19 protein-coding genes are annotated in these 15,093 nt (G+C 62.1%); 10 read left to right on the top strand and 9 right to left on the bottom strand.

Annotation, left to right across the window (positions count from 1 at the left end):
- The first annotated feature begins 77 nt into the window (after positions 1–77).
- The 4 genes from BJ928_RS11445 (at position 78) to BJ928_RS11430 (ending at position 2,508) form a co-directional block, all read left to right on the top strand.
- The gene (locus BJ928_RS11445) at positions 78–470 is read left to right on the top strand and encodes a tautomerase family protein (protein ID WP_047629065.1); all 393 of its coding nucleotides are present in this window, start codon (positions 78–80) and stop codon (positions 468–470) included.
- 5 nt (positions 471–475) lie between these two features.
- Positions 476–871, top strand: coding sequence for a cupin domain-containing protein (locus BJ928_RS11440; RefSeq protein ID WP_047629064.1), 396 nt, complete (start codon positions 476–478; stop codon positions 869–871).
- A 3-nt stretch (positions 872–874) separates the two neighbouring features.
- The gene (locus BJ928_RS11435; protein WP_047629063.1) at positions 875–1,447 is read left to right on the top strand and encodes a DUF4865 family protein; all 573 of its coding nucleotides are present in this window, start codon (positions 875–877) and stop codon (positions 1,445–1,447) included.
- Between the two features lie 89 nt (positions 1,448–1,536).
- Positions 1,537–2,508 (top strand): threonine/serine dehydratase, encoded by a 972-nt coding sequence (locus BJ928_RS11430; RefSeq protein ID WP_047629061.1) that lies wholly within the window; start codon positions 1,537–1,539, stop codon positions 2,506–2,508.
- Positions 2,509–2,551: 43 nt separating this feature from the next.
- Here the strand turns inward: BJ928_RS11430 and BJ928_RS11425 are convergent, their stop codons facing one another.
- The 4 genes from BJ928_RS11425 to BJ928_RS11410 all read right to left on the bottom strand — a co-directional run bounded on the left by BJ928_RS11425 (position 2,552) and on the right by BJ928_RS11410 (position 6,297).
- Positions 2,552–3,187 carry a LysE family translocator gene (locus BJ928_RS11425; protein ID WP_047629060.1) on the bottom strand — a complete coding sequence of 212 codons (636 nt, stop codon included), beginning with the start codon at positions 3,185–3,187 and terminating at the stop codon, positions 2,552–2,554.
- A 177-nt stretch (positions 3,188–3,364) separates the two neighbouring features.
- A complete protein-coding gene (locus BJ928_RS11420) occupies positions 3,365–4,246 on the bottom strand; it encodes an NAD(P)-dependent oxidoreductase (protein ID WP_047629059.1) in 882 nt (293 codons plus the stop codon).
- Positions 4,247–4,369: 123 nt separating this feature from the next.
- The gene (gene pyk, locus BJ928_RS11415; RefSeq protein WP_047629058.1) at positions 4,370–5,809 is read right to left on the bottom strand and encodes a pyruvate kinase; all 1,440 of its coding nucleotides are present in this window, start codon (positions 5,807–5,809) and stop codon (positions 4,370–4,372) included.
- Positions 5,809–6,297 carry a DUF1036 domain-containing protein gene (locus BJ928_RS11410; RefSeq protein ID WP_047629057.1) on the bottom strand — a complete coding sequence of 163 codons (489 nt, stop codon included), beginning with the start codon at positions 6,295–6,297 and terminating at the stop codon, positions 5,809–5,811. Before BJ928_RS11410 ends, pyk begins: the two co-directional genes overlap by 1 nt.
- A 204-nt stretch (positions 6,298–6,501) precedes the next feature.
- Here BJ928_RS11410 and BJ928_RS11405 point away from each other — a divergent pair, with 204 nt between their 5' ends.
- From BJ928_RS11405 to BJ928_RS11395, 3 genes are all read left to right on the top strand, one after another.
- Complete coding sequence (locus BJ928_RS11405; protein WP_047629056.1) at positions 6,502–7,296, top strand: N-formylglutamate amidohydrolase; 795 nt, start codon at positions 6,502–6,504, stop codon at positions 7,294–7,296.
- A 28-nt stretch (positions 7,297–7,324) separates the two neighbouring features.
- Positions 7,325–7,630 (top strand): DUF1244 domain-containing protein, encoded by a 306-nt coding sequence (locus BJ928_RS11400; protein ID WP_047629055.1) that lies wholly within the window; start codon positions 7,325–7,327, stop codon positions 7,628–7,630.
- A 172-nt stretch (positions 7,631–7,802) separates the two neighbouring features.
- Positions 7,803–8,054: a DUF2312 domain-containing protein gene (locus BJ928_RS11395; protein ID WP_015341059.1), complete on the top strand. Its 252-nt coding sequence runs from the start codon at positions 7,803–7,805 to the stop codon at positions 8,052–8,054.
- A 71-nt stretch (positions 8,055–8,125) separates the two neighbouring features.
- On the opposite strand, the gene BJ928_RS11390 is transcribed toward BJ928_RS11395, so the two are convergent.
- From BJ928_RS11390 to BJ928_RS11375, 4 genes are all read right to left on the bottom strand, one after another.
- Positions 8,126–9,175 carry a nitronate monooxygenase gene (locus BJ928_RS11390; RefSeq protein ID WP_047629054.1) on the bottom strand — a complete coding sequence of 350 codons (1,050 nt, stop codon included), beginning with the start codon at positions 9,173–9,175 and terminating at the stop codon, positions 8,126–8,128.
- Positions 9,176–9,238: 63 nt separating this feature from the next.
- Entirely contained in the window at positions 9,239–10,168 is a 930-nt protein-coding gene (locus tag BJ928_RS11385) for an NAD(P)-dependent oxidoreductase (RefSeq protein WP_082011778.1), read from the bottom strand.
- Positions 10,169–10,266: 98 nt separating this feature from the next.
- Positions 10,267–11,364 (bottom strand): branched-chain amino acid aminotransferase, encoded by a 1,098-nt coding sequence (locus BJ928_RS11380; RefSeq protein ID WP_047629509.1) that lies wholly within the window; start codon positions 11,362–11,364, stop codon positions 10,267–10,269.
- 191 nt (positions 11,365–11,555) lie between these two features.
- Complete coding sequence (locus BJ928_RS11375) at positions 11,556–12,818, bottom strand: NAD(P)/FAD-dependent oxidoreductase (protein WP_047629052.1); 1,263 nt, start codon at positions 12,816–12,818, stop codon at positions 11,556–11,558.
- Positions 12,819–13,037: 219 nt separating this feature from the next.
- Here BJ928_RS11375 and BJ928_RS11370 point away from each other — a divergent pair, with 219 nt between their 5' ends.
- From BJ928_RS11370 to copC, 3 genes are all read left to right on the top strand, one after another.
- On the top strand, positions 13,038–13,442 hold the full coding sequence (locus BJ928_RS11370; protein ID WP_052227506.1) for a hypothetical protein: 405 nt from the start codon (positions 13,038–13,040) through the stop codon (positions 13,440–13,442).
- Positions 13,443–13,771: 329 nt separating this feature from the next.
- Positions 13,772–13,966, top strand: coding sequence for a hypothetical protein (locus tag BJ928_RS11365; protein ID WP_052227505.1), 195 nt, complete (start codon positions 13,772–13,774; stop codon positions 13,964–13,966).
- A 40-nt stretch (positions 13,967–14,006) separates the two neighbouring features.
- On the top strand, positions 14,007–14,375 hold the full coding sequence (copC, locus tag BJ928_RS11360; RefSeq protein ID WP_047629051.1) for a copper homeostasis periplasmic binding protein CopC: 369 nt from the start codon (positions 14,007–14,009) through the stop codon (positions 14,373–14,375).
- Positions 14,376–14,388: 13 nt separating this feature from the next.
- Here the strand turns inward: copC and BJ928_RS11355 are convergent, their stop codons facing one another.
- On the bottom strand, positions 14,389–15,090 hold the full coding sequence (locus BJ928_RS11355; RefSeq protein ID WP_047629050.1) for a polysaccharide deacetylase family protein: 702 nt from the start codon (positions 15,088–15,090) through the stop codon (positions 14,389–14,391).
- Positions 15,091–15,093 lie beyond the last annotated feature (3 nt).

Here is a 15,093-nt window from a genome sequence, read left to right as displayed (position 1 = left end):
TGAATTATCTGATTTTCAGGATGATTATCCGCTGGCATTCTATGATCGTCAAGAGACACGGAAACAGGAGCAATCCCATGCCATTCACCCGCATCACCCTTCTGCGCGGCAAGTCGCCGGAATATCTGAAGGCGCTGTCTGATAACTTTCACCGCGCCCTGGTCGAGGCCTTCGAGGTGCCGCCGACAGATCGCTTCCAGTCCATTCATCAGCTGGAGCCGCATGAGCTCATCTTCGATCGAACCTATTTCGCCAGCAAGCCGCGTTCGGACGATTACGTCTTCTTCGATGTCACGACTGGCAAGCCGCGCAGCATTGAGGTCAAGAAGGCTTTCTATCGCCGTGTCGCCGAGCTTCTTGCAGACGCCCCCGGCGTCCGTCCCGAGGACATCATGATCACCATCACGACGGCGACACGCGAGGACTGGTCCTTCGCCGATGGCCGCGCGCAGATGATCGAACAGGCCTGAGAGCGATGCCTCAAACCACATCGACCCAAGCACCCGCCATCCACCGCGCCGGCACGAATATGCGGCCCTCGCCCGAGGGTATCGCGACGGCTTCCTTTCTGGTGGAGTCGCTCGTGGAAAGCTCTGAAAACGGCGGCCTCACGGCCATGCGCTGCGCGCTCGAGCCCGGCGTGATGACTCGCTGGCATACGCATCCGCATGGACAGATCCTCTATGTTCTGTCCGGCGTCGGACTTGCCGAGCGCTTCGGCGGCCCGGCCGAGGAGCTGCGTGCCGGCGACTGCATCAGCTTCGCACCGAACGAGCGCCATCGCCACGGTGCGACGTCGGAACATGCCTTTTCCTATATCAGCATCCAGGCGGCGCAGGATGGAAGCGCCGTCACCTGGCTGGAGGAATGACTGATGATCGCCATGCAATATAATTTCCCCCTCCCCGCGGATTACGACATGACGATCATCGATCGCCGTATCCGCGAAAAAGGCCCGCTGCTCGACAATCTCCCGGGCCTGAAGTTCAAAGCCTACCTGACGGCAAGAAAGGGCGATGCCATCACGGGCAGCCGGCAGAATTTCTATTCCCCCTTCTACGTCTGGCAGCAGGAGGAGGGCCTGAGCGACTTCATTTGCGGCCCCGGCTTCGCGGCTCTCACTGAGAGCTTCGTCCGCCCCCGGGTCAACACATGGATCACCTGGCACGCCGAGACGTCCGAGGATATTCGCAGCGCCCAATTCGCCACGCGCGAAGTAGTCGCCATCGACGCTGAAACATCGCTTGCCGAACTCCGTGCGAAGGAGACGGAGACGGCAGCGCGGGCCATATCGAACGGCGAAGCGCTCGCCTCGGTCGCCGCCTTCGAGCCGACTCACTGGACGTTAGTGCGCTTCCGCCTGCTCGCCGAGGCGCCGAAAGTTCCAGGCCGCGCCGGTCTGCAGACCTACAATGTCGGGCATCTCTCGCTGCCCGGCCTCGCCTGAAGTGTCACGGAGACAATCTCCTTGTTTTAAGCGGAGGGCGGGCGCTTTATGGATGGAAAGTCTTTCTGAATCAGAAGAGTGATCCTTCCATGGTCGATATCGCAATGATCGAAGCCGCCCGCACTCGCCTCGGCGGCCGGGCGCGCCGCACGCCGCTTCTCTCCTCGCCCTTTCTTGATGAGATTGCCGGCCGCCGCCTGTTCGTGAAGGCCGAGTGCCTGCAGCACTCCGGCTCCTTCAAGTTTCGCGGCGGCTGGTCCGCTGTCTCCGCGCTGGAGCCGACCGTGCGTGCCAGAGGCGTCATCGCCTTCTCGTCCGGCAATCATGCGCAGGGTGTGGCGCTGGCTGCAAAGTTGCACGGCATCCCCTCGGTCATCATCATGCCGACGGACGCGCCGAAGCTGAAGATCGCCAACACCCGGGCCTTCGGCGCCGAAGTCGTGCTCTATGATCGGATCAGGGAAGATCGCGACGAAATCGGCGCACGTATTTCCAGAGAGCGCGGGCTGACGCTCATCAAGCCGTTCGACGAGCCGCAGGTGATTGCCGGCCAGGGAACGACCGGGCTGGAAATCGCCGAACAGGCGGCCGAGGAAGGCATCGAGGCTGCAAGCGTGCTCGTCCCCTGCGGTGGCGGCGGCCTGACCTCGGGTATCGCGCTCGCGCTCGAATCCCGCGCGCCGGGCCTGAAGGCGCGTCCGTGCGAGCCGGAAAATTTCGATGATACCGCCCGCTCGCTGGCCTCGGGCCAGATCGAGCGCAACTCTGTACTGCAAGGCTCGATCTGCGACGCCATCATCACGCCGCAGCCCGGCAACATCACCTTTCCGATCCTGAAGCGTCTTTGCGGCCCCGGCCTGGTCGTCTCGGATGAAGAGGCGCAAAAGGCCATGGCGTTCGCTTTCACTCGGCTGAAGATCGTGGTCGAGCCGGGCGGCGCCGTCGCGCTCGCTGCTGCGCTCTTCCACGGCAAGGACCTCGACGGCGACACGGTCATCGCCGTCACGTCAGGCGGCAATGTCGACCAGGATGTTTTCGAGGCGGCGCTAAGCCGCCACTAGAGCAATTTCAGGACAAATGCGGAGCGGATCGTCCGCTTCGCCGCTAGTTCACTGCGCGACGATAGAGCGCCAGCGACCCAGCAAGCGCGAGCAGCGCGCCGCCACAGGCGCGCTCAAGCCATTTCGCGCCTTCCGACTTCAGGACGCGCACGGCCTGCGAGCCGAAGACCGCGTATCCGAACATGATGATGAAATCGAGTGCGGCGAAGATCGCGCCCAGAACGACATATTGCTGTAGCTGCGGTGCGGATGGTTCGATGAACTGTGGCAGGAAAGCTGAGAAGAAGAGATAGCCCTTGGGATTGGTGACAGCCACCATGAAGCTCTTCAGGCCGATGGCAAAGGCTGTTCCCTTCGGCTGGCTCGCGCTCGCCTGCAGGGCGCTGTCGATGGCCCCCTTCGACCGCAGCATCATGATACCGAGGAAGGCGAGATAGGCCGCGCCCACCCATTTAAGGGCCGAGAACCAGAATTCGGAGGCAGCCAGCAGCGCGCCAAGGCCGATGGCAACCGCGCTGATCAAAACGGCATCGGACAGGACCGCACCGATCATGCCCGGCAAGGCGCGCCGGACGCCGAAGCGCGAGCCGTTGGTGAGCGCCAGCAGCACGGTCGGCCCCGGCGTTGCGATACCGATGAAGGAAACGGCGGCAAAGGCGAGCAGCGTGGTGAAATGCATAGGGGTCCCTCCTCTGGAAGATAGGAAGGTTGCATGTGGGGCGGTGGTTAGCAAGGGGCTTGAAAGAAGCCTGCAATATACGGCGCCTATGGTGTCCCCCTCTGTCGCGACAGCGACAGAGGGGGTGCGCAGTCTCCACCCGCTCGATCGGCGATAACTACACCACCCAGCCCTGATCTACCCCACCAATCCCGCATCCTTGGCAGCCAAGGCGCCGATCGCCGACCAATCCAGCTCCTCGCCGCCATGCGCCAACAGGTTGAGGAACCGATCACGCAGCAGGCTCGCCAGCGGCAGCGGCACGTTCAGCGCCTCGCCGGCGGCAAGCGCGAGGCGGATGTCCTTCTGGCCGAGCGGCGCGGTAAAGCCAGCCGGCTGGAACTTGCGATCAGCAATCAGCCCGCCATAGGTCTTGTAGACGGGCGCGCTGAAGAGCGTCGAGGTCAGGAGTTCGAGATAGGCATGCCGGTCGACACCGCCCTTTTCGACCAACGCCATGGCCTCGCCAAGCGACTCGATGACTGCGGCGATGAGGAAATTGCCGCTGAGCTTGACGAGGTTGGCAGCCTTCGGCTCCTCGCCGACGACGAAAGTGCGCTGGCCGATCGCATCGAAGAGCGGTGTGACCGACTGGACGGCATTGGGCACTCCGGCCGCGACGACGAATAGTTTTGCCGCAGCCGCGGCTTCCGGCCGACCGAAGACGGGCGCCGCGACGAAGCGCTGGCCTGCGGCCGCATGTTCCCTGGTCAGCCGCTCGGAGGTGGCAACGCTGATCGTGCTCGCGGAGATATGAACCGCACCCTTGCCGAGGCTCGCAAGGACGCCGCCATCACCGTGCACGACCGCCGAAAGTGCATCATCGTGGGCGAGCATGGTGAAGACGGCATCGCCAGTGCAGGCTTCCGCCACAGTTCCTGCGACTTTCGCACCCTCGCCGACCAGAGCCTCCGCCTTGTCGCGCGAGCGATTGTAGACCGTCACCTCATGCCCTGCCTTGATGAGATTAACGGCCATGGCGCTGCCCATCTGACCCAATCCGATAAATCCGACTTTCATTGGCATATCTCCTTCTCACTCTGCCTGGGGGAACGTAGGCGCTTCGCTTCAAGAAAAAACCCGCCGTCTTTCGACAGCGGGTTTCGGTTGTTTCAGGGTGCTGCCGCAGTCAGATGGCGGCAATCACACGCCGGACTGACCGTCCGAACCGATATAGGCAATACGCAGCATGTTGGTAGCACCCGGCGTGCCGAGCGGAACGCCGGCCGAAATGATGATGCGGTCGCCTGGCTTGCCGAAGCCTTCCTCGGCAACGATGCGGCAGGCATTGTTGACCATGTCGTCGAGGTCAGTCGCGTCATGGGTGACTACGCAGTGCATGCCCCACACAACGGACAGGCGGCGCGCGGTCTGGATGATCGGCGACAGCGCAAGGATCGGAACCTGCGGGCGCTCGCGCGAGGCGCGCAGACCGGTCGTGCCGGAAGAGGTGTAGCAGACGATGGCGGCAAGCTTCAGCGTCTCGGCTATCTGCCGGGCGGCGAGCGAGATGGCATCGGCGCCGGTTGCTTCAGGCAAGGCGCGCTGGGCGTAGATGATGCCCGGATAATGCGGCTCGCGCTCGATGGTGCCGGCAATGGAAGCCATCATCGAAACGGCTTCGACCGGATAGTCGCCGGATGCGGATTCTGCCGAGAGCATGACGGCATCGGCGCCTTCGAACACGGCGGTCGCAACGTCGGACACTTCGGCGCGGGTCGGAACCGGCGCTGAGATCATCGATTCCAGCATCTGCGTGGCGACGACGACAGGCTTGCCGGAACGGCGGCAGGCACGGATGAGCTGCTTCTGAATGCCAGGAACGGATTCCAACGGCATTTCGACGCCGAGGTCGCCACGGGCAACCATCAGTGCGTCGGAAAGCTCGATGATTTCCTCGATGCGCTCGACGGCCTGCGGCTTTTCGATCTTCGACATCAGACCGACGCGGCCGTGCGAGATCTTGCGGACTTCCGTCAAATCTTCCGGACGCTGGATGAAGGAGAGCGCCACCCAGTCGACTTCGTTGGTGGCGAGAACGGCATCGAGGTCGACGCGGTCCTTCTCTGTGAGAGCACCGACGCCGAGCAGCGTATCGGGCAGGCTCACACCCTTGCGATCTGAAATCTTCGTGCCGGAAATGACCGTGGTGACGATGCTCTTGCCGTCACACTTTTCGGCGCGCAGCGCCAGCTTGCCGTCATCGATCAGCAGGCGATGGCCGGGCTGAACCGATTCCAGGATTTCCGGATGCGGCAGGTAAACACGTGTGTTGTCGCCGGGGATATCCTGATTGTCGAGCGTGAAAGTCTGGCCGGGCTTCAGATCGACCTTGGTCTCGGCAAACTTGCCGACGCGCAGCTTGGGACCCTGCAAGTCAGCGAGAATACCGATCGGACGGCCACAGCGAGCTTCAACGGCGCGAATACGCTGGATCAGCGTGCGCATGACATCATGGCTGGCATGGCTCATGTTGATGCGGAACAGGTCCGCCCCGGCCTCATGAAGCTTCTGAATCATTTCCTCCGAAGAGGAAGCCGGACCGAGCGTTGCGAGGATTTTGACTTTTCTGTTGCGTCTCATCAATTCTGGCTTTCTTGGCTGCCCGAGGGCTCGGAAAGCTGAACCATCCAGCTCGCCTGGCGCCCGGTGTCGTATTCCTTGAACCCCATCTTCTGGTAGCCACGAGCGTAGCAGTCCTTCACGCCTGGGATTTTGAATTCATTTTCCGCCACGCACATTTCGACGTCGCCCGTCCAGCGGCCGCCGCGGGCCGCATCTTCTGCGTAGAGGTAATAATAGCGGGATTGAAGCGGGCCTTCGATCAATGTCGCGCAGGTGTTGGCCGGAATCTGCCACCAGCCTTCCGTCACCCAGCCGTCCTTCGCACGATAGCCGATCGCCACACCAACAAGGTTCTGCGTGCCGTTGCACGTTCGGAAATCGGCACGAGCCGCATTCGGCATGAAGAAGAACGGCGCTGCGACAGCGAGAATGAGGAAGGCGATTCGGGCGAGCGGACCTGACCGCTTAACGAAACGTGGCGCGACTTGGCTGGACACGGCTTCCAATTGGCTCCCGGTTATTCGTTGTTGTTGCTTCTTGCGCCGCCATCCGGTGAATGTCAACGCAACTCTAATCGATTATATTTTCATCACGAGACGGTAACGGCACCATGCGCCGCTCTTGATCCGATCGAAGTTGCGAACCTTGCACCTTCCATCCACACATGCAATCAAACAAAGAGTTGAAAATTTCAATAACCGACAATCCGCATGACCGATTTCACACCGTTTGAATGCATACCCGGCAATCGTGACAAAGGCATGGTCATTCTCGGCGACCACGCCATGCGACATTTGCCCGCGCGCTATGGCAGCCTTGGCCTGCCGGAAGCCGCCTTTTCCCGCCACATCGCCTATGACATCGGCATCGAAAGCCTGTGCCGCCATTTGTGCGAAAAGCTTGGGGTGCCGGGCGTGCTCGGCGGCTTTTCCCGCCTGCTGATCGATCCGAACCGCGGCGAGGACGACCCGACGCTCATCATGAAGATCTCGGACGGCGCGATCATACCGGGCAATCATCCGATCACGGATGAGGAGTGGAACTATCGCATCGAGGCCTTCCACCGGCCCTATCACAAGGCGGTCGACGAGACGATATCAGCCGTAGCCGAAGCGACGGGCAAGGCGCCTCTGGTCTTCTCGATGCACTCCTTCACGCCTGCCTGGAAGGGTGTGCCGCGCCCCTGGCATGCAAGCGTACTCTGGGACAGCGACGAACGCGCCGTCTTGCCGCTTCTTGCAAAGCTTGGCGCCGATACCGATCTGGTGATTGGAGACAACGAGCCTTACGACGGCGCCCTGCGCAACGACACGATGTTCCGGCATTGCATGATGAAGGGCATTCCGCATGCGTTGCTGGAGGTCCGTCAGGACCTGATCGGCGATGAGGCCGGCACTGTCGAATGGGCCGACCGCCTCGCGCCGATCTTCGCCGAGATCAATGCCGATCCGGCCCTGCACGAATACAAACGCTATCCTTCGCGCACCGGCCCTTATGAGGCATGAAGCGGCGAGCGAACCAAGGAGATCCGAAATGACCACACTCACCAGGCAACAGGAGACCGAGCTTGAAGCCGCCGCATTCCGCCGCCTCGTGGCACATTTGCGCGAGCGCAGCGACGTTCAGAACATCGACCTGATGAACCTTGCCGGTTTCTGCCGCAACTGCCTCTCCAACTGGTATCGCGAAGCCGCCGAAGAGGCAGGACTACCCGTCAGCAAGGACGAGTCCCGCGAAGCGATCTACGGCATGCCCTACGAGGATTGGAAAAACCTGCACCAGAAGGAAGCCTCGCCTGTGCAAAAAGCCGCTTTCGAGCAGAACAAGCCGAAAGATTAACGCTCCCTTCACCAATTCGGCTTGACCTTGCGCGCCATTCGCGGCACGTCAACTGCCCGATCGAATTCGAAATACCGCGCAAGCCATGAAGCGATGTGCCGTGTCGGCGACTGGCCGATCTCATCCGCGACGGGCTGCAAGCGACCCCTTTGAGACCCTTTAGGAGAAGTGCATGGAAGAGAACAGCGTCGAGAACGTGGCCGCGGCGGAACTCCGTCAATTCATCGAGCGCATCGAGCGCCTCGAAGAAGAAAAGGCCGCGATTGGCTCCGATATCAAGGACGTCATGGGCGAGGCCAAGGGCCGTGGCTACGACACCAAGGCGATCCGCACCATCATCCGCCTTCGCAAGAAGGACGCGAACGAGCGCCTGGAAGAAGAATCCATCCTGCAGACCTACATGGCCGCACTCGGCATGGAATAATCAAGGCTCGTATCAGCCTTGCAAGATGATCAGGAGCCGGCTTGCCGGCTCCTTTCTTTTTGGGCGGATTATCAGGCGAAAAGGCGACCGATCAATTCGGCGGCGCTGCCCTGCCAAAGCTCGCCCTTGCCAGTTCCCGACCAGAGAGACAGGAAATCCGGCGATCCCTTCGCCGTCGATGCGCCGCGAATGTCCCGGGTGAACTTGTTCTGCGCCGGAAAGGGCAGAATGGCGTCAGGCTTCCCATCCATCTCATCCATGAAGCGATTCTCGATGCCGCGGGCAAAACGGCCCGAAAAGGCGCGCGTCGTCCGCGTCTTGCGGTCCGGCGTTTCGAGAAGCCTCTTGCGATAGGGCGCCGATGTCCCGGCTTCGGAGCAGGCAAGGAAGGCTGTCCCCATCTGGACGGCCTGCGCGCCCGCCTGCAGCGCCGTGCGAATATCGCCCGCCGTCATGATGCCGCCGGCGGCGATCAGCGGCAGGCGAATGGTGCCGACGGATTGGGTCAGGAGATCATGAATGCCGATTTCCGGATCGGCTGCCCTGGCATCGAAAATCCCGCGATGGCCACCGGCCTCGTAGCCTTGCAGCGTGATCGCATCTACGCCGCTCTCTTCCAGCGCCCTTGCCTCCTCAAGCGTCGTCGCCGTGCCGATCAGCGGAATGCCGGCCCTCTTTGCCTCGCGGACATGATCGGCGGGCAGCAGGCCGAAGACGAAGCTCAGGCACGCCGGCTTGATGCGCAACACGGCTTCGAACTGTGCGTCGAAATCCTCTTCATAGGGAAGGCCAAGCTGGGGAGAAGATAGCTCCAACTCCTGACGATATCGCGCGGTCGCCTCCACGGCGCGCTCGATACGATCAGCCGCGACTTCCGGGATCGAATGCGGGATGAAGAGATTGATCGAAAACGGCTTGTCGGTCTGCTGGCGCACCTGAGCTGCAAAGGCTTCGATGGCCGCAGCATTGGAATAGGCGCCGCCCATGGCGCCAAGAGCGCCCGCAGCCGAAGCGGCCGCCGTGAGATCCACCGACGAAGGGCCACCGGCCATCGGCGCGACGATCAAGGGATGCTTCAAACCGAGCTGTTGAAAAAGATTGCTGTCCTTAAGGGCAGACATATCCGTGTTCCTTTCAGGAATGTCTGTTGAAACCTCGACTCAACATAGGCATCGCACCGTGGTTTACGAGGGGCGACCAAGCGCCGCGGTGCGGGCCTCGATCGCCTTGACCACCGACACCATGTCGAGCCGGCCATTACCGAGTTCGACGCTCTCGCCATAAAGGGTCCGGCAAAGATCGAGAACCGGCGAGGCCATGCCGACGGCGCGGGCCGCCTCGGCAATCAGCTTCGTGCTGTTGAAGGCATCGGCCGTTGCCGCCTGCACTGAAAAATCCTGTGCGACAAGTTTTGGAATTTTCACGCGCGTCAGATCGCTGGCCATCGGACCGGAATCGATCGCCGCCTGGAACGTCTTGAGATCGAGCCCGTTGCTCTCGGCAAAATGCGCCGCTTCGGCAAGCCCCGCCAGCATCGTGCAGAGATAGAGATTGACGGTGAGCTTCATCAAGAGCGCATTGCCGACCGGGCCGCACAGGATCGTTTCGCGGCACATGGGCGCGAGCAGCGGCCGCACCTCGGAAATTGCCTCCGCATCGCCGCCAAGCAAGGCCACGAGCTGTCCCATCTCGGCGGGCTTCCGCGAGCCCGAAACCGGGGCTTCGACATAGCGTCCACCAGCAGCGATGATATCGGCGGCGAGCCCGCGCGAATAGTCGGGCGGATTGGAGCCCATCGACACCACGATATGGCCGGAGACCAGCTTGGCGAAGTCCGGCGTCCCGCGCAGCAGCACCTCGTCCAGGACTGCTTCATTGACCAGCATGAGAATGACGATGCGTGCGCATTCGAACACCTCATCGACACCTGCCGCGACCGCGGCGCCAGCCTCGCGCAGCGGATCGGCGGCTGCCGGCGATCTGTTCCACACGACAAGCCTCGCGCCGGCCTTTGCAAGATTGAGAGCCATTGGCTGGCCCATGACGCCGAGACCGACAAAGCCGATCTCCTCGCCCGGCGCGGCGCCGGGACGGTCGCTGACATTGGTCATCATAACAACTCCGATTGTTCGGGTGACTATGCGAACTTTTTAGTCAGAGCCGGCGGGAGAGTTCATATGCCTTTCCCGCCGGATATCGGCTCGTGGTCCGCTTAAAACAGGCGGTCCAGCCACTCATGCTTGTCCGGCGCGCGGCCGAACTGGATGTCGGTCAGCGCAGCCTTCAGGCGCAGGGTGGTCGGGCCGGCATTGCCGTCGCCGATGGTGAAGCCGTGCTTGCGGCCCTTCAGCTTGCCGATTGGCGTCACGACGGCTGCCGTGCCGCACGCAAAGGCTTCGCTCAGGCGCCCGCTCTCGGCATCGGCCTGCCACTGCTCGATCGAATAGGGCTCCTCGCGAACAGTGAGACCCATGTCGCGCCCAAGCTTGATGAGGGAGTCGCGGGTGATTCCAGGCAGGATCGTTCCCGTCAGCGGCGGCGTCTGCAGCGACCCGTCCTTGAAGACGAAGAAGATGTTCATGCCGCCAAGCTCTTCGATCCAGCGCTTTTCGACGGCATCGAGGAAGACGACCTGCTCGCAGCCCTCGCGTTGACCTTCGGCGAGCGCGGAAAGGCTTGCAGCGTAGTTGCCGCCGCACTTGGCCGCACCGGTGCCGCCGGGAGCCGCACGCGTGTAGTTCTCGGAGAGCCAAAGCGTAACAGCCGACGCGCCGCCCTTGAAATAGGAGGCAACCGGCGAGGCAACGACGCAATAGAGGTAGTCGGTCGCCGGCCTAGTGCCGAGCGCCGCTTCCGAACCGATCATGAATGGCCGGAGATAGAGCGACGAACCCTCGGCGGTCGGAATCCACTCGCGATCGATCTTGACCAGCTCGCGAACGGACTCGACGAAGAGCTTTTCCGGCAACGGCGGCATGGCCAGCCGTTCGGCCGAATTGTGGAAGCGCTGCGCGTTGGCGCTCGGGCGGAAGAGCGCCGCACCGCCATCAGGCAGATGATAGGCCTTCATGCCTTCGAAGATTTCCTGCGCATAATGAAGCACCACGGTCGCCGGATCGAGCGCCAGCGCCTTGCGCGGCTCGATCTTGGCGCTGTGCCAGCCGCGATCCTGCGAATAGCGGATCGTGACCATGTGATCGGTGAAGACGCGGCCAAAGCCTGGGTTCTGCAGCAGCGCTTCGCGTTCGCTCGCCGTAGCGGAATTGGGGTTTTTCTGGATGTCGAACGTTAAAGTTTCGCCGTTGCTCATGGCTCCTCCAATGCTTCTCTTGTCGCGGCTTTCGCCGCCCATCTCCCGAAGGATGGTGTAAATCAAATCGGGTGGTATTTGATTGCGTTTACGCCTGTTCTCACGCAAGTTTAAGAGCGATCTGCGTAAAATTATGAGGCGAATCGCTATTTCTTGCCTGGAAGCCGGCTATACCTCCTATGCAGCTTCCATCAGAGCGCTTTCGCAACGGCTTCAGCGGCGGCAACGCCGGTCTCATAGGCGCCGTGCGCGGTAGAGTAGCGCGCCTTCGAACAGGCCTCTCCCGCGAAGAACAAGCGCCCGTCACGGGGCGCCGCCAATACGCTACGAAGATCGGAAGCGCCGGGCGTCGCGTAGGAATAAGAGCCGCCGAAGAAGGGCTCTCCCGCCCAGGCCGAGGCAACAAGCGGCGACAGTGTCTTGCCGATATCCGCGCCGAAGACACGTTTCAGCTGCTCGACCGAAAATGCAAACATCGCATCAATGCCCTGCCGCTCCAGATCGAGCGCGAGATCGGCGGCAAAATAAGCTTCGATGACCGAGGCGCCAAACGGCTTCAACTGATAGGCTCCGGTCCGACGGCTGTGCTTCGATCCCATCACATGCGTATCGTCGGTAAATATCTCGGGGTCGGCAATGCGGATGAAGAGCTTGTTTGCGAGCCCGAGCGGCAGGCGCGCCGCCGCCTCGATCTTCTCCGGCAGGGGCGGCCAGAAGGTGATGCGTTCGGCGGCCAGCACGTTAGTGGACACTGTGACGACGACGGCCCTTGCCCGCAGCTCCCCCTTGCTCGTCGAAAGCACGATATGGTCTGCGCCGCTATGGTCGATGCGGCTCACCTCGACGCTCAGAACGGTCGGCACCGGCAAGCCAAAGGTCTCAACCAGAGTGCCGTAGCCCTGCCGCACGCGCCAGTCAGGTCCGGGGCCGGGATCGTAGCGGCCGAGATCGATCACCGAGGACTTGTCGAGCTCTCCCCCGGTCATGAAGGCACCAACGGCATAGATCCTCTCACTCCACGGATCGTCGGGAGACAGCATGGTCGAAAGATCCGCGTCATCATTGCCCCTGTAGTCGTCGACGCGTTCGAAGAAATCGTTGACGGCGGCAGCCGCAGCCTTTGCGTCCGCATCATTCTGCTCCAGCCGGTGGCCGCCGTCGCTCCAGGGGGCAGGCGTGCGATCGACGGTGAGGCCGACCTCTTCGGCAATCCCGGTCCAGGCGTTGGTGCGCGCGCCATGTAGCCAGCCGCAACCGAGATCGAGCGCGGCCGCATCGGCCCCGAACGGATGGATCGAGCGTGCACGCCCGCCGACGCGATCGGAGGCTTCGAGCAAGACGATCGAAAGATCCGGCCGAAGCAATTGCAATTGCCGAGCGGCACCCACGCCGGCCGCCCCGGCACCGATCACCGCGACGTCGACTTCGCCGCCCTTCCAGGATTCGATGGGCATTCCAATTCCTTTTCGCGCAGGCGCCGAAAATGATCCGGCCGCGCGACTTTGGCTGATATGAGGCTCGCCGATCCGCCAGCGCAAGCCCTCGCGATCATCTGTAACCGACCTCGGCGCGGCATGTAAACGGGCGCGGCGACTGCGATACCAAATTGCCGCATTGAGCTGAAACGGCGAATGTCGTACCTGCTTCATCTAGACAGATGATGAGGAAAGATCGTGCAAAGGCGGATCTTGGCAACAACGCAGGGGCTGACGCGCATTCTATGCGCCATCGCGTTGTTTTCGCTCGGCTTCGCCCATCATCCGGCCATTTCCAGCGCCGCCGAACTGCCTCCATTCGAGCTTGCTCAGTACAGCCTGCCGGATGGAAGCCTGCCCGTCATCTGCACCTCCGAGAAGACGCCTGACGGCAAGCAACACGGCAAGGCACATGTACTCGGCTGCGAAGCCTGCCGGATTTCCGCTGCAGCGCTCCTCCCCCACCCGCCGACCGAAATGTGCGACCATCTCGCGTTCGTACGGCAGGATATGGCCGCTCCCGAGAATACGGAATTCCGCCGCCAGCTCTATCCCCCCAATTGCGGCCCACGCGCACCGCCGGTCTTCCAGACACCCGCCTGAGCCGGCTTTGCGGCGGATGCCGCTCGTCAGGTCAGCAGCCTGCATGCCGCCGGTGGATCACCGCCCGTGCCGCACACGCAGGCGCCCTTGCCATGAAATGCCTTGCGGGCAGCTTCTGCCACGAGGCCGGACAACCCTCCCAAGGAAACCGACCATGATCCGAACGATATGCCGTTGGGCTACCTTCGGCCCCCACTCTACCGAGGCAACCGACATCCACACCCTCTTTGCGACCGCGCCGCACAGCCTTGGAGGCGACCATGCCGACACAGCTCAATAAGACCGCGTCCGGCCGCCACGCCTCTGTTAGATCTCGCCCGGAAACACCGATGTTTACGAAGGAATGGTCTATTCCCGCGATCCTGACCGTCTTTCTGCTCGGAGTCTGCGGCCTGATCGCCTATTTCACCTGGACCCTGATGCCGCCCGCGACGCCGCCGAAGGACCATGGCAACGCTCGCTTTACGCTCAGCGATAGCAATGGCCATGCGATTGCGGAGCCCGCGTCGAAGAAGCAGCCATAGCCGCCGTCGCTGCAACCGACAAACCGAAGGAAAGACCGAGATGCCTCCGATGAAGACATTGTTTCTCGCCACAGCCGTGACGATCCTCGCCCTTACAGAGCAAGCGCTCGCACACGCTCACCTCAAAACCGCGACACCGGCTGCCGATAGTACCATCAAGCAATCGCCTTCGGTGCTTGATCTTGGCTTCACCGAGAGCCTCAACCTGAAATTCAGCGCCGCGACGGTAACCGGGCCGGGCAGGAAGGCAATCAAGATTGGCACGGCTGCGTTGGCGGAAGGCGATAAGACGCTGACAATACCCGTGAGCGATACGCTCGCGCCCGGCAAGTATACCGTCAAATGGCATGTACTTTCGACCGATGGCCACAAGACCAACGGCAGCTACAGCTTCACCGTCGCGCCCTGACCACGCCGGTCGGCTAACCGATGACGCACTTCTTGACGAAATGCAGCCAGCTGTCGTTACGCCGGACGGTCGCGCGCGGCAGACCGAACGCATCGTCACCCGGACGCGCCCGGCCGCGGCGCGTCGTCGTCGCCGCACTGTAACCGGCCTCATAGGCCAGCACGCGGTCGAGCGGCGTTTCGTCGCCATAGGGGAAACAAAAGGACGAGATACCCTCATCCAGCAGATCTTCGAGCACCTCGCGCGAATGCGTGATCTGGCGACGCGCCTCTTCCATCGGCAATCGCGGCAGGCGAACGTGATCGAGCGTATGCGACCCTATCTCGTGCCCCAGGCTGTGCCAGTGGCGCAACTGCTCCACGGACATGCATGGCGCCTGCGCCACGCCGAGGGGAATGTCCCAGACATTGCTGCCGCCGATCTGATTCGCCACCACGAAATTCGTGGCAGTGAAGCCGAAGTCCTGGAGCACGGGCAGAGCATTCTCGTAGACATTGGCATAGCTGTCGTCGAAGGTGATGGCGGCGACCCTGCCTCGCTTTTCGCCTCTGACGTAAGGCATTGCCTCGCGCAGCGACATGCCCTGAATACCGAGCCTTTTCAGCCATTCCATCTGATGACGGAAGGCGTCGGGATGGACGACCATGCTTCTGAACGGCGCCTTGCGCGACGGCGGCACCGCAATCTGATGATATGCGAGGATCGGAACAGCCACGAT

Origin of the sequence: Rhizobium sp. WW_1 (genome assembly GCF_003610155.1) — a bacterium.
GTDB lineage: Bacteria > Pseudomonadota > Alphaproteobacteria > Rhizobiales > Rhizobiaceae > Rhizobium > Rhizobium tropici_A.
This window is presented reverse-complemented; position numbering and strand designations above follow the sequence as displayed.

Excerpts from the sequence above, each read along its gene's own strand:
- BJ928_RS11445 (WP_047629065.1), top strand. The coding sequence starts at position 78 with ATGCCATTCACCCGCATCACCCTTCTGCGCGGCAAGTCGCCGGAATAT.
- BJ928_RS11440 (WP_047629064.1), top strand. The coding sequence starts at position 476 with ATGCCTCAAACCACATCGACCCAAGCACCCGCCATCCACCGCGCCGGC.
- BJ928_RS11435 (WP_047629063.1), top strand. The coding sequence starts at position 875 with ATGATCGCCATGCAATATAATTTCCCCCTCCCCGCGGATTACGACATG.
- BJ928_RS11430 (WP_047629061.1), top strand. The coding sequence starts at position 1,537 with ATGGTCGATATCGCAATGATCGAAGCCGCCCGCACTCGCCTCGGCGGC.
- BJ928_RS11425 (WP_047629060.1), bottom strand. The coding sequence starts at position 3,187 with ATGCATTTCACCACGCTGCTCGCCTTTGCCGCCGTTTCCTTCATCGGT.
- BJ928_RS11420 (WP_047629059.1), bottom strand. The coding sequence starts at position 4,246 with ATGAAAGTCGGATTTATCGGATTGGGTCAGATGGGCAGCGCCATGGCC.
- pyk (WP_047629058.1), bottom strand. The coding sequence starts at position 5,809 with ATGAGACGCAACAGAAAAGTCAAAATCCTCGCAACGCTCGGTCCGGCT.
- BJ928_RS11405 (WP_047629056.1), top strand. The coding sequence starts at position 6,502 with ATGACCGATTTCACACCGTTTGAATGCATACCCGGCAATCGTGACAAA.
- BJ928_RS11400 (WP_047629055.1), top strand. The coding sequence starts at position 7,325 with ATGACCACACTCACCAGGCAACAGGAGACCGAGCTTGAAGCCGCCGCA.
- BJ928_RS11395 (WP_015341059.1), top strand. The coding sequence starts at position 7,803 with ATGGAAGAGAACAGCGTCGAGAACGTGGCCGCGGCGGAACTCCGTCAA.
- BJ928_RS11390 (WP_047629054.1), bottom strand. The coding sequence starts at position 9,175 with ATGTCTGCCCTTAAGGACAGCAATCTTTTTCAACAGCTCGGTTTGAAG.
- BJ928_RS11385 (WP_082011778.1), bottom strand. The coding sequence starts at position 10,168 with ATGATGACCAATGTCAGCGACCGTCCCGGCGCCGCGCCGGGCGAGGAG.
- BJ928_RS11380 (WP_047629509.1), bottom strand. The coding sequence starts at position 11,364 with ATGAGCAACGGCGAAACTTTAACGTTCGACATCCAGAAAAACCCCAAT.
- BJ928_RS11375 (WP_047629052.1), bottom strand. The coding sequence starts at position 12,818 with ATGCCCATCGAATCCTGGAAGGGCGGCGAAGTCGACGTCGCGGTGATC.
- BJ928_RS11365 (WP_052227505.1), top strand. The coding sequence starts at position 13,772 with ATGTTTACGAAGGAATGGTCTATTCCCGCGATCCTGACCGTCTTTCTG.
- copC (WP_047629051.1), top strand. The coding sequence starts at position 14,007 with ATGCCTCCGATGAAGACATTGTTTCTCGCCACAGCCGTGACGATCCTC.